The following is a 12,751-nucleotide window of genomic DNA, read 5'->3' as shown; positions in this document are numbered from 1 at the left end:
CGTGCTAGAGAAACCGCTCGAGATGGCCTGCGAAGAAGAGCGCACACAGCTCATCGGCCAGATCGCGAGCCTCCTTCGGGAAAACTCGCTGCCGCCCGCCGCTCGGGAAGCGGGGCTCACGCTGATCGCGTGGCTCGCGCGGCGCATGCCCGGCGAGTCGGTTTCGCTCGCCGGAAAAGAAGAGATGATGCGTCGCTGCGTGGAGCACGGCTACACGATGAACGGCGCGCATGGCGTGAACGGCGTGGTCACGAACGGCGTGAACGGCGCGGCCAAGAACGGCGCGCATGGTGCGTCGGGTCTGAACGGCGCGAGCTCGGCGAAGAGCCGCGCCGCCGAGAAGCGCAGCGGTTCGTCGCGGAGTAACGGTCGCCGCGCGCGGTGAAGATCAAGCCGGGGCCGCTCTTCGCGTCCGCGGCCGCAGCGACGATCTGCGCAGCCCTCGCCGCAGGACGCGCGCCAGAGACGCTCGCAACCGCGCGCTCGACCGAACACGCGATCCTCGATCCGGCCCTTCGCCTCGCGGACGCGTTCCCGCCGCCTCCACCACCGCCGCCGCCCGAGGTCGTGGTGCGAGGTCCTCCGAGCCGCACCTTCCGCGGTGACGCGAAACGCCGGCATCGAAGCCCTTTCTACGGCCCACGCGCGCTCCCCACCGCCACCGTCCTCCACGAGGCCAGCGCCTCCATCGCCGCGATGCCTGCCATCCTCGAAGGCGGCGATCTCCTCGTCGCGTCGCTCGACGGCTCGCTCGTGCGCCTCTCGCCCACCGGCGATCTCCGCTGGAAGATCCGCCTCGGCGATCGCATCTACACGAGCCCGCTCATCACGGGTGATCACGCCGTCGTCGGCTCCGATGCCGATCGTGTCGTCGCCGTTCGCCTCTCGGATGGCCGCATCCTCTGGCAGCTTCTCGTCGATGGGGACGCCGACACCGCGCCGGCCGAAGCGCCCGATGGATCGATCGTGATCGCCGCCGGCAGCTCGCTCTACGTGATCCGCCCGAGCGGATCGCTCCGCACGCGTGTCCGCTTGCAGCGCAAGATCTACGGCTCGCCCGCGATCGACGACGACGGCACGATCTACGTCGGCGCGCAGGACGATCACCTCTACGCGTTCACGCTCTCGGGCGCGCGTGTCTTCCGCCGCGAGCTCGGCGCCGACGTCGACTGCGCGCCGCTCCTCGGCGACGAGGGCGCGATCTTTGTCGGCACCGACGGCGGCCACGTCTTCGCCTTCGAGAAGAGCGGCGCGCTCCGGTTTCGTGTCGACGTCGGCGGGTTCGTCCGCGGAGGGCTCTCGCTCGGCCTCGATGGGAGCGTGATCGCGGGAGTGTACGGCCCGAGGCCAGGGATTGTCGCGCTGGATCCGACGAGCGGCGCCGAGCGGTTTGCCTTTCGAATACGGGAGGGCGGCCCCCGCGAGCTCGGCGTTCACGGCGGGCCCCTCGTCGACGCCGAGGGACGCCTCTACTTCGGCGCCGCCGACGACCACGTCTACGCCCTGGATTCCCGCGGATCACGCCTCTTTGCGGTCCCCGTGACCGGCGACGTGGACGCGCCGCTCGTCCTTGGCCCGGGCGGGGTTCTGTACGCCGGCGCAGAGGACGGTCGCCTCTACGCGATCCAAGGCGCGGCACTTCCCGCACCGACCAGAAACGGCCTGTGATAGGGGTGGTCTGGTCATGGCCGAGCTTTCGGTGACGCTTCCCGAGGCGCGCCCCGACGACGCGGAGGATGTCGTCTGGGGGTTGTCGACTGCGAGAACGCTGTGGGCGCGTGGTGAGCGAAGAGATGCCGTCGTGTGGCTCCGGCGCGCAGCCGAGGCCGCCGAGTCCTCGGGCAACGCCTTCCGCGCCTCGGAGCTCGGGATGTATGCCCAGGAGCTCGACGACGCCCTCACCGCCGCCGCCGCGCCCGCCGCGCCGGACGTGCCGCCGCGCCCGCCGCTGCCGTCGTTCGACATCGACTTCGATGCCAACACCGGCACGCCGCCGCCCGCGCACGTGAGGCCCGCGATCGTGCCGCCCGCGCCGGCAGCGCCGCCGCTCCCGCCGATGGCGCCGCCGCCGCTTCCGCCGCAAGCGACGCCCCAACCGCCTTCCGCTGTCCCCCTCACCGCGCGGCCCCCCTCGATAGCGCCGCCGCCGCTTCCACCGCAGAGCGCACTGACCGCGCCGTCGCCCGGCTCCTTGCGGCCGCCGCCTCCGCCCTCGGTCATGCCGCCGGCCGCGCCGTTCGTGGCGTCTCCCGCGCCGAGCGTACCGCCGCCGGTCGCGGCGCCGCTCCCGCCGCCCGTCTCGCCCGTGCCGCCGCCGGTCCCGGAAGGCGACCCTCTCGGGCCGCCGTCGCACCCGCCCTCGGTGCGTCCTCCGCCGCGTTCGGTCACGCCGCCGCCGATGTCCGCGACGACCACGCGGCCGACGACCACGCCGCCGCCCGCGCCTGGCAAGGCCGCCGCCGCGCAGCAACGGAAAACCCCCCTCCGCTCGCCGATCCTCGATCCCTGGTCGGAAGGTGATCCGCAGAGCGCGAACCTGCCCCGCGGGGAAGAGCCCGCGCCGCGGCGCAAGACCGTGACGGGCGAATCGAGCGCCTCGCTCGCACGGCCGCGCGTTTCGGCCTTGCTCGAAGACGCGGACGTCATCACCTCGGCCGCGCCGCTCGAGCAGACCCTCGGGAAGAAGCGCGCCGTCCCGCCGCCGCTCCCGGGCGGCACCGCGCTCGCCGGGCCGCCGGCTTCGGCCGCCGCGCCGCCGCCTCCCAAGGCGCCCCCGCCTCCGCCGGTGCGCGCCTCGTCCCCCGCGAACCCCGCGGTCGCGCCGCCGCCTCCCGCCTCCGTGCGCCCGCCCGTGCCGCCGCAGCCGCCATCCGTGCGGCCGCCGCCTCTGCCGCCGGTGCCGCTTGTGCCGTCCGTCGCCGAAGCGCCGAACGAGGCCGCCGCCGCGCCGCCGCCTCCGCCGGTCCCGGCTGCCCCCGAAGCGCCTCCTCCCGCGGCGCCGGCTGCTGCGCCGCAGGCCCCCGCAGCCGAAGCGGACGGCTCGGTCGATCCCGCCGCCGCGCCGCAGCCCGGACAGCTTGCCGCCCAGGCCCAGGCCGTCCCGCAAAAGCAGGGCCCGCGCGCGCCGAGCGTGCCCCCGAAGGCCCCTGCGCCGGCCGCCATCCCCAAGACCGGCGGCCCCGCGACCACGCCCTCTCCCCCCGTCGCCGAGCCGCGCGCCGAGACGAAAACGCAGCCGCCTGCCCTCAAGGCCGACGCGCCCCCGCCCGAAGCCACCAAGGTGACGGTCCCGAAGCCCGCGCCGGGCGGCATCAACCCGGCGGCGCGTCGTGCCCTCGCCGACACGCTCCAGAGCCCCATCGCCGCGAGCGCGCTCCGCGTGCCGAAGCCCCCGACCGTCGCGACGCAACCCGCGCCGGAGAAGGAGCCCGCCTGGGCCGTGCCTCCGCCGGCAAAGACGGCGCCCGCCGTGCCCGACGCCATGAAGAGGTCCGGCACCACGATGCCGCCGCCTGCGCCGCCGCGTCCTTCCCCCGCCACGACCACGGGTCGTGCCGCGCTCGCCGCGCTCAAGCCGGACGCAGCGCAGCCCCCGGCCGAAGCGCCCAAGCCTGCGCCGCCTGCTGCTCCCGAACCTGCGCCGCTCTCCTCGGGACCGCCGCGCATCGGCGACGTGATGCTCGAAGCGATCGAGCCGCTCACGGACCTGCCCGAGGACGTGCAGCGCGCCCTCTCGCGCGCCGCAAAGATCGAGGAGCTCGGCCCCGGCCAGACGCGCGCGCTCAACGTGATGCTGGTGATCGCGGGCGAGGTCTCCGTCTACGCGACCGACGCGACCGTACCGGGTCACGTCGCGGGCCCGCGCTCGTTCTCGACGTCGCGCGGCTCGCTCGAAAGCAGCTTCCCCATGCGGTTCGTCACCGGCGCGAGCGGCGCGAAGATCGCCTCGTGGGACGAGGCCACCTTCGACCACGCGCTGCGCTCGTGCCCCTGGGTCCTCGACGACTGCAAGGCGACCGCCGATCGCTTGCAGGCGCGCGCGGGCCTCGCGCTCGGCGCCCTCGGCGGGCTCGACGCAAAGACCCGCGACAGCCTGGCCACGCGTCTCGACATGCGCGTGGTCGAGCCGGGCGAGGTCATCACGCAAGAGAACGAGCCGATGCCCGGTCTGATCTTCGTGGTCGGAGGCGGCGTCGAGATCGTCGAGGGGGATCCGTCGGCCGTCGTCGGCGAGGCACGCGCGGGAGAGCTCCTCTTCGCGGATGCTCTCTGGGCCGGCGTTCCCGCGCCGCTCACGTCACGCGCGAAGGCCTCGGGCGCGCTTCTGCTCGTCGCGGATCGCAAGCTCGCGCTCGAGCTCGCGGCGGATGTTCCGCTCGTCGCCGAGTTGCTTTCGCGCTGAAGCCGCTGCGCTGGGGCGTCGCCCCAGGCCCCACCAGGGGCTATCCGCCCCTGGACCCGGACCAGCGCAAGCGCTGGACCCGGGGTCGATGAACTGCGCGATGCGCAGTTCATCGAATAGCCGATTCAAGACCAGGAGCGACCCTGCCCGTCAAGACCGCCGTGTCGACTGGCAACGCCGTCCCTGGTCTTGCCACCGGCCTGTGGAAGAACCGCGCATCGCGCGGTTCTTCCAACCCGAGTCCAGGGCTTGCCCTGGTTCGGGTCGAGGGGCGAACAGCCCCCGCGGGGCCCGGGGCAGAGCCCCGGCGCGGCGTCTTCAGCGCACAGCCGTCGTCGTGCTGCGCGGATCCGCGGCTGGCGCGTTCGGGCTCGCTGGATCACTCGCGCTCGCGCCATCCGCGGGACCCGTCTCCTCGATCAACCAGACGAGCTCGCTGTTGCCTTGTGCGCCGGCGAAGCGGATTCCGAACCACTTCGCTTGTGGTGAGATCGTTGGCCTTCCATCCGCTGTCGATCGCGGAAAGCGGATCCGGAACGCTTGCCTGTGCACCGTGCTGTACGGGAAGTATGTCCGTTCGAGCGCGTTCGGCTTCGTGATTGCGATGATCTCTTCCGGCGCCGTCTCGTTGCCCGTGTCGTCGATCAGCCGCACGATCCACGCGCTGTCGGCCTTCGTCAGATCGTTGAACCGACGCTCGCCGCCGTAGAGCGCCACGAAGAACTGATGCCGCTGCCGCGTCTCCTCGAGCGTCCGCTCGAGCAGCTTCTTCCGTTGATCGATCGTGAGCCGGTAGTCCTGCACGTACCGCACGACGTAGGCCCAGCGGAAATCCCACGACTCGAACGTCGCTGTCGCGGTCAGGTAGTTTTCGAGCTCGCTCACGGCGAACAGATCTTCGGTGCGCGTCCACTTCCGCAGCACGCTCTCGTAGTCCGTTGCGACGTACTCGCGTGGACCTTCGGCGAGGCTCACGTGGGGCGTGACGCAGCCCGAGGCGCCGAGCAGGAGAGTCACCGCGAGCGTGGCGCCGAGCAGCGTGCGTTCCATCGTGATCACTTCGACAGCATGTGCGGCACGTCTTTGAAGACCGTGATGTACAGCGCGAACCCGAGCAGCGTCAGGATGCCGAAGCCGTTCGTGTAGACCTCGACCATCGCGTTTGGCTTGCGCCGCGTCACCGCCTCGTATGCGAGGAACACGAGCCTCCCGCCGTCGAGCGCCGGGAATGGCAGCAGGTTGAAGATCCCGATGTAGGCCGACAGCACGCCGAGCAGCCACAGGTACGCGGCGAGCCCTTGCTTTGCGGCGTCCTCGGTCTCCTTGATCATTCGCAGCGGGCCGCCGAGGTCGTCGGTGTTGCCGCGGAAGAGCTGCGACAGACCTGCGCCGATGCTCTTCACCACCTTCGGCGGCTCGGTCAGCGCGAAGATCGCCGCCTCCTTGATCGGCACGGGCAGCTTGTGCGGCGCGACGCCGATCTTGCCCTTGCCGTCCTCGTTCGTGGGCGTGATGTCGAGCGTCTTGCGCTCCTCGTGGTTGTCGTCGATCTTGCGCTCGATCACGACCTTGATCGGCTCGCCCGGACGCTTCGAGATCTGCTCCGCCATCTCGTTCCACGTCGTCACGGGTGCGCCTGCGACCTCGACGATCTTGTCGCCCGGCTGCACCCCTGCCGCTTGCGCCGGCCTTCCGGGCACCGCGTCGACGTACGTGAGCAGCTGACGCTCGTTGTTGATGACGGCTTCGGCTGCCTTTCCGCCGTAGAGCGTCGCGCCGAAGAAGAACACTGAGGCGAAGACGTAGTTCGCCAGCGGGCCGCTGAAGATCGTGACGATGCGGCCCCACAGGCTCCCGTTCGAGAAGTTACCCTTGTCTTTCGGGTCCACCTCTTCGAGCGGGTTCATCCCGGCGATCTGCACGTACGCGAGGAACGGGATGATCGCGACCTGGTAGACCGTCGGCCCTTGCTTCTCGGCGTCGTGCTTCCAGAGCCGCAGCTTCACCTTTTCGGCGGCCGACGTGAACCAGTAGTAGCCGTCCTTCGGGGAGACCTTGAAGAACGTCGGTCCGAACCCGATCGAGAACTTCAGCACGCGCATCCCGAACATACGCGCGGCGAGGAAGTGCCCGCCTTCGTGGACGACCATCAGCAAGGCGAGGGCCAGGATCCCGAACATCGACGTCAGTTTACCTGCCCGGCGGACGATCCGCACGCGCGAGATAAGCTCGGATGACCAGCTTTACCGTGCTTTCTGGCTCGAACGAGGGGGCGAGGCGAGCGAAGCCCACGCCTGGGCGGGCGCGTCCCCGGGGGGCGGGGAGCGGTGGGGGGGCAGGGAGGCGGACCGGCCGCGGAGGCCTTTCAGCTCCCGACGAAGAAGGACACGCCTACGCTGAACATCGGGTAGCCGAGGCGGAACGTGAGGGCGATGTCGTTGTTGAAGTGGATCCGCGTGCCGAACCAGATGGCCGGGTCGATGTCGACGTAGCGGAAGGCGCCCTCGCTGCGGACGATGCCGCCGAACTCGGCGAACGCGCTCCAGCTCCTCGTGAGGAAGAAGTTCCACTGGAGCGCCACGGGCGACCAGATCGCGTAGTTGTCGCTGCGGTAGCGGCAGTAGCGACACTCGGTGAAGTCGACACCGAACGAGATGCCGATCGTGTTGTTGATCTTCTTGATGAACATCGGATCGGCGAGCTCGATCGTGGCGCGGAAGCCACCGCCGAGCTCGGCGCCTCGCCCGTACACGCCGCTGTAGCGGCGCCGGAAGAGGATGAAGTTGGCGTGCGGCTCGAGCTCAGCCCGGTACTCCGGGTGCTGCGAGGGGTTCTTGATCACCCAGTCGACCGCGTGGGCGTCTGGCGAGTACGCCACGAAGGCCCCAGCAGCAGCGAGACCTGCAGCGAGCAAGTGGTGTGTCGTGCGCGTCTTCATGGAACCTTCGTAGCAAGAGAATTTCCGGGAAGGAAGGAACCAGCATCAACTCGTTCGCTCGGTGGTAACTCGGGTTTCCAGCGCGAAGCCAATCTCCGCGGCTTTTTGCGTCGAGGGCGGCACCGACGCACCAAACGCTCGCCTCGCGGTGTGGATCGATCTACGAGCGGCGCGGTTCGTCCCCGTGCGTCACGGGTGACCCTCGTCCCGGATCGGCATGTCCTCTCGCACGAGCGCACGTTTCCTCGTCGCGGCTGCGTTTGTCGCGGCGCTCGTGGCTCCTCTGCGCGTCCGGGCGGACGAGGAACCGACGAAGCCCGCGCCCATCGACGTCACCATCCGTGGCTCCACCGCGCCTGCGTTCGTCACGCGCGCGTCGAGCGACGAACGCGCCCGCGAGCCCATCGACGCGGCCTCGATCCTCGCCGAGCTGCCGAGCGTACACGTCCGTCGCCTCGGCGCCGACGGCGCGCAGTCCACGCTCTCCATCCGCGGCTCGGCGTCCACGCAGGTTGGCGTCTTGCTTGCCGGCATTCCGCTCACGAGCGGCGCGGATCCTTCGCTCGATGTCGGCTCGCTCCCGCTCTGGCCCGGCGCGAGCTTCCGCGTCTACCGCGGCTTCGCGCCTGCTTCGCTCGGCGCGACGGGCTACCTCGGCGGCGTCCTCGTCATCGATCCACCGACGCCGCTCGCGGGCGCGCGCACCGAATGGCAAGCGCTCGCGGGCTCTTTCGGCGCGCTCAAGGTCCGCGCGGGCGACGCGCGCAAGATCGGCGACGTCACGATCGGCCTCGGCGTCTTCGGCGCGCGCTCCGATGGCGACTTCCCGTACGAGATCACGAACCCGCGCACGGAAAAGCTCGACACGCGCACGCGCACGAACGCGAGTGCCGTCTCCGCGGGGGCGATCGGCCGCGTCGCGCTCGAACGATCGTGGGGCACGATCGGCGCGACCTTCCTCGCCGACGCGCGACGCATCGGTCTGCCCGGTTCGGCCACGTACCCCACGTTGCTCCCGCGCCTCGAAACGGATCGCCTCGTCCTCGGCGTCGACGCCACCGTGCGTGACGCCTTGCGTGGCTCGCTCCGTTTGCAAGCGTGGGGACGACGCGAGGGCGCGACCTTCTCGGATCCGAACGGCGAGATCGATCCCACGCGCGTGGGCATCGACGCGCGGCAATCGATCCTCGCGGCGGGCGGCTCCCTCGGCTACCGCGCCGTGTTCCCTCGCGTCGCGCGATCGAGCCTCGGCGTCTTCCTCGACCTCCGCGGCGAGTCCCTCACGCCTCCCGAGACGAGCACCGCGCTCGTGGGCGTCACGGCATCACGCATCGCGGGTGGCCTCGGCGTCGAGCTCGAAGCGCGCCCGTTCGAACCGCTCCGCCTCTTCGCCACCGCGCGCCTCGACGCGCGACGCGACCGCGCGACCGACGTCCCCTCCTCGCTCTCTCCGACGGGCGACACGAACCCCACGGCGAGCGACCTCGTCCCGAGTGGCCACGTCGGCGCCTCCTACCGCTTCGCCGATGCGGCGATCCTCTCGGCGCACGCGGGCGCGCTTCGCCGCTTCCCGAGCTTCGTCGAGCTCTACGGGGATCGTGGCAGCTTGCTCGGCGACCCGCGCTTGCGTGTCGAGGGCGCGCTCGCGGCCGACGTCGGCGTGCACGGCGACGTCACGACGGGTCGCGTGTCCTTCCACTACGAGCTCGTCGGGTTCGTCACGTCGGCGCGTGACCTCATCGTCTTCTTGCCGCTCGGCCGCAGCACGTTCCGCGCGGGCAACGTGGACGCGGCGCGTATCGCGGGCGCCGAGGTCTCGGCCTCGCTCACCGGGACGCGTTTTGCGACCACGCTGAGCTACACGCTCATGCACACGGAAAACCTCGGCGAGGATCCGCTCGCGCATGGCAGGCCCTTACCGGGCCGCCCGCTGCACGACCTCTCGTACGATGCGGCTTATCGATTCGGCCCGGTGCGGCTGCGTTATGGGATCGACGCGGTGGCGGGCACGACGGTGGATACGGCGGGCACGATCCTGGTCCCGCCGCGCCTGTTCCACGGCGCGGGCGCGTCGCTCGACGTCCCGGGTATCCCGTCGCTGCGCGTGGGCGTCGAGGTGCAGAACCTGTTCGACGTGCGGACCTTGCGCGTGCCGTCGCCGCTCTCGCGGACGAGCGTCGCGGTGCCTGTCAGTGACTTTTTGGGGTTTCCGCTGCCGGGGCGGACGGTGTGGGTGACGGCGCGTTATCGGGCGCCTTAGGGGAAACACTCCCTCCCTCTCCACGCGTGGAGAGGGAGGGTTGGGGAGGGTGAGGTCAGGCGGTGGGCTCGGCGGTGGGCTCGGCAGCGGCCGGCGCAGCCGGCTTCTTCTTGCGTCGCGTCGCGCGCGCGGCGGCGACGGCTTTGGCGTGTGCGATGGCGTCATTCAGCGGAGCGAGCAGCGCCCCATTTTCCAGGGCGATCTCGACATTCCCCGCCGGAGCGCGAGATTCGAGGTATTTCCGCAGGCGCCCGACCACGTCGACCCAGGCGGCTTCCGCACCCTTGCCCAGGCTGATATGGTCGCCGATGGCGCCACGCGCCGTGGCTTTCTCGGCGAGCGCGAAGTCACTCTCTTCGACCGCGGATTCGAGGCGGTCGAGCCATACCATGGGAAACGAGATTCCGGCGAGCGTCGGTGCATGCTCGGGCGCGCGCAGGACGGAGAGGATTCGTCGAATCTCCTGGTTCTGGTCGGGGATGTAATCATCGAGGAATGCGCGCCCACGCGGGAATGCGGCGGTGTGGAGCGCGCGGGCCGAGGCGACATGAGGACCGGCCCGGCGGCTGGCCTCGACGTCGATGTACCCCTCGATATGCCGGGCGAGGGTATCGACCTCGATATCGGCCTTCTCGCTGCGGTCGGCATGCGCGGCGCGCGCGGCGCTCGTCTCGTCCTTGCCGGCCACGTGGGTTTCGAGGCGGATGGTGATTGCGTCGAGCTGGGGGATGAAGGCGTCGAGCATGGGCTCGGGCGGGCCTTTTTGGGCGCGGAGGATGAGGTTGTCGTGGAGCTTGCGGCCGATGGTGGCTTTCTGGGCGCGGGACAGCTTGGCGGGGGAATTGTTGTTCGACATGGGAAACACCTCGCTGAAACGAGCGCGGCGGGATGCCGCGCGGCGGGTTCGGGGGGGGATGCAGCAAGGGCGGTGCCAGGGGTGGAAGAGGCGGAAAATGGGGGGTTGGGTGGGACGGGCCAAGGCGGAGTGATCCGAAACGAAGCGGTTGGGTGCTCCAAAATGGAGCGGCGGTGCTCCAGAACGGAGCGGCGACGCGCCGAAGGGAGGTCGGGGCGGTGGGGGAGGGGTTTTCCGGTGCGCCAAGCGGAGGCCGGGGCGGCCCGGGTCGCGCTTGGCGACGCGCCGAAGGGAGGCCGGGGCGGTGGGGGAGGGGTTCTCCGGTGCGCCAAGCGGAGGTCGGGGCGGTCCGGGGCGCGCTTGGCGGTGCGCCGAAGGGGGGGCCGGGCGGTCGGGATGGTGCTCGGCGATGCGCCAGGCGAAGGTCGGGGCGATCCGGGCGAGGCTTGGCGAAGCGCCAAAGCGAGGTCCGGACGGTCGCAGGGGTGCGCGGCGATGCGCCGGGCGACGATCCGGGCGGTCCGGGGGGCGGTTGGCGCGGCGCCGGAGCGCACCTGCTGGCGAGGTATGGGGGATGGCGTCTGTTGCGGGCGTGAACGTGCACGGAGAGGCGGGCCGCGACCCGCCCCCAGCCTCTCCGTCAGCACCTCGTTGGACCGGGACGGTTGGTGGCGTGGGGGTCCCGGTGCGTGTTCATTGGATTTCCCCGCTGCCGGCCACGGAAACGGCAACTGCGACGGCGTCGTCGATCCTGTTCCGCGCCCGCGCCAGCGCTCGGGAAAGCCCCGGACCGCCGCGCGTGATCGCACTGGAATTGGCGACCACCTGGGCGTGGCCGATGTCGACATAGGCGGCGTCCTCCATCGACTTCGCGATGGCCGCTGCGTCGCCCCGGCTGAAGGAGTCCGATCGTGAGACGGCCAGGGCGCTCCCGAGCACGCTCTGCGCCTGTGCCAGCGATTGGCTGATCGCCGACACACCCGGCCCGGTGACGGCGGCCGAATTGGCGAACGCTTGCGCATCCCGGAGCGCGCGGATGGCGACCGCGATGGATGTGGAAATGGCGACCCTGACCTCCGGCCGCACGGGTTCCGTACGCAGCTCCATGGAGTCCTCGCGCACGGGTTCATCCGCGGTGACGTCCGATGCCCCGGTGAGGGCGAGCAATGCGCAGCCGACGACGATGCCCAAACGTGCCCGGTTCGTCTTCATCATCATGATACCCCCGCTCGTTCCACGGCAATCTATGCTTCCCGAACGAGCGGCGTCAACGTGCAGGGCGTGTGTATCCTCATTCGGACGTCGAGCTCGGCTCCCCACGGACGTTCGGCCGTCTGCGCTCGACCTCGAACCCTGGTACACCGTGTCGCCCGGCACAGGCGCGACACCGGCGGCCCCGCCGAGCGCGCCGAAAGAAGAAAAGGCAGACGGGGAGGAGCTCGATCTCGTGTTTTCCCAGAAGGGCTTGCAGCGGCGTCCCGCTCCCCATGGCCGACGACGGCACGGCGTCTCTCCTGTCCGTGGATTGCGCGCCACCTTAAGGGTCGCGCGTGGAGGCGAAGTGGGGCATCCTCGTTCCACCCATGCCCATCTCGCTCTCGATTCACCTACGAGACTTGAACCAAGCGCTGGTGCATGCCTGGCGAGAGGAGTTCGCCGGCGTGCCGGGGGTCATTGTGTCTCATGGAGATATTTTCTCCGAGCGACCCGGCCCGGTCACGGCAAGTGATCCCATCGACGTACGCGCGGACGCCGTGGTCAGCCCCGCCAATAGCTTTGGCTTCATGGATGGCGGCATCGACGCGGTGTACACGTACCACCTGGGCCCAAAGCTCGAAGAGCAATTGCGGGCGACGCTCGCGACGCGATTCGGCGGCGAGCTTCCCGTGGGCCAGGCCATCGTCGTTCCGACGGGCCACCCGGCCATTCCCTGGTGCATCAGCGCGCCCACCATGCGCGTCCCCGCGGACGTGAGCGACACCGTCCATGCGTACCTCGCGATGCGCGCTGCGCTGCGCGCGGTGCTTTCGCACAACGAGAGCTCCGCCGAGCCCATTCGGACGGTGCTCTGTCCGGGGCTCGGGACGGCCACCGGGCGTATGCCACCCGCCCGCTGCGCGCGGCAGATGCGAGAGGCTTGGAACCAGGTCCTCGGCGGCCGGCCAGCCATTCCCTCCTCGGTTTACGAGGCCATGGAGCACGATCGCCGGTTGCGAGCCTGAACGAGCCTCGATCCACGCGGCTGTCCTTGACGGCCGGCCGGTGCGCCTCGATGAAATACTCGCGGGGTCTTCG

The 12,751-nt window shown here is 70.6% G+C and carries 10 protein-coding genes; 5 read left to right on the top strand and 5 right to left on the bottom strand.

Going from position 1 to position 12,751, the window contains the following annotated elements:
- Positions 1-22: 22 nt before the first annotated feature.
- Genes KEG57_RS03960 through KEG57_RS03950 form a run of 3 tightly spaced genes read left to right on the top strand, consistent with a single transcriptional unit; the run spans position 23 to position 4,402 of the window.
- On the top strand, positions 23-385 hold the full coding sequence (locus KEG57_RS03960; protein ID WP_272458147.1) for a hypothetical protein: 363 nt from the start codon (positions 23-25) through the stop codon (positions 383-385).
- Positions 382-1,668, top strand: coding sequence for an outer membrane protein assembly factor BamB family protein (locus tag KEG57_RS03955; RefSeq protein ID WP_272417926.1), 1,287 nt, complete (start codon positions 382-384; stop codon positions 1,666-1,668). The genes KEG57_RS03960 and KEG57_RS03955 overlap by 4 nt, the downstream gene beginning before the upstream one ends.
- Positions 1,669-1,684: 16 nt before the next feature.
- Positions 1,685-4,402, top strand: coding sequence for a cyclic nucleotide-binding domain-containing protein (locus tag KEG57_RS03950; protein WP_272417927.1), 2,718 nt, complete (start codon positions 1,685-1,687; stop codon positions 4,400-4,402).
- Between the two features lie 318 nt (positions 4,403-4,720).
- Here KEG57_RS03950 and KEG57_RS03945 read toward each other — a convergent pair whose 3' ends face one another.
- The 3 genes from KEG57_RS03945 to KEG57_RS03935 form a co-directional block, all read right to left on the bottom strand.
- Entirely contained in the window at positions 4,721-5,452 is a 732-nt protein-coding gene (locus tag KEG57_RS03945) for a hypothetical protein (RefSeq protein ID WP_272417928.1), read from the bottom strand.
- A gap of 5 nt (positions 5,453-5,457) precedes the next feature.
- A complete protein-coding gene (locus KEG57_RS03940) occupies positions 5,458-6,582 on the bottom strand; it encodes a M50 family metallopeptidase (RefSeq protein ID WP_272458146.1) in 1,125 nt (374 codons plus the stop codon).
- A gap of 185 nt (positions 6,583-6,767) precedes the next feature.
- Positions 6,768-7,340 (bottom strand): hypothetical protein, encoded by a 573-nt coding sequence (locus KEG57_RS03935; RefSeq protein ID WP_272458145.1) that lies wholly within the window; start codon positions 7,338-7,340, stop codon positions 6,768-6,770.
- 217 nt (positions 7,341-7,557) lie between these two features.
- Between KEG57_RS03935 and KEG57_RS03930 the strand changes: the two genes are divergently transcribed.
- The gene (locus KEG57_RS03930; RefSeq protein WP_272458143.1) at positions 7,558-9,600 is read left to right on the top strand and encodes a TonB-dependent receptor domain-containing protein; all 2,043 of its coding nucleotides are present in this window, start codon (positions 7,558-7,560) and stop codon (positions 9,598-9,600) included.
- Between the two features lie 55 nt (positions 9,601-9,655).
- Here the strand turns inward: KEG57_RS03930 and KEG57_RS03925 are convergent, their stop codons facing one another.
- Both KEG57_RS03925 and KEG57_RS03920 read right to left on the bottom strand, forming a co-directional pair.
- A complete protein-coding gene (locus tag KEG57_RS03925; RefSeq protein WP_272458141.1) occupies positions 9,656-10,456 on the bottom strand; it encodes a hypothetical protein in 801 nt (266 codons plus the stop codon).
- 693 nt (positions 10,457-11,149) lie between these two features.
- Positions 11,150-11,674, bottom strand: coding sequence for a hypothetical protein (locus KEG57_RS03920; protein ID WP_272458139.1), 525 nt, complete (start codon positions 11,672-11,674; stop codon positions 11,150-11,152).
- 398 nt (positions 11,675-12,072) lie between these two features.
- Here KEG57_RS03920 and KEG57_RS03915 point away from each other — a divergent pair, with 398 nt between their 5' ends.
- Positions 12,073-12,678: a macro domain-containing protein gene (locus KEG57_RS03915; protein WP_272458137.1), complete on the top strand. Its 606-nt coding sequence runs from the start codon at positions 12,073-12,075 to the stop codon at positions 12,676-12,678.
- Positions 12,679-12,751 lie beyond the last annotated feature (73 nt).

The sequence above is a fragment of the Polyangium jinanense genome (genome assembly GCF_028435365.1).
Note: the sequence above shows the minus strand (reverse complement) of the source record. Positions and strands in the feature narration are given on the sequence as shown.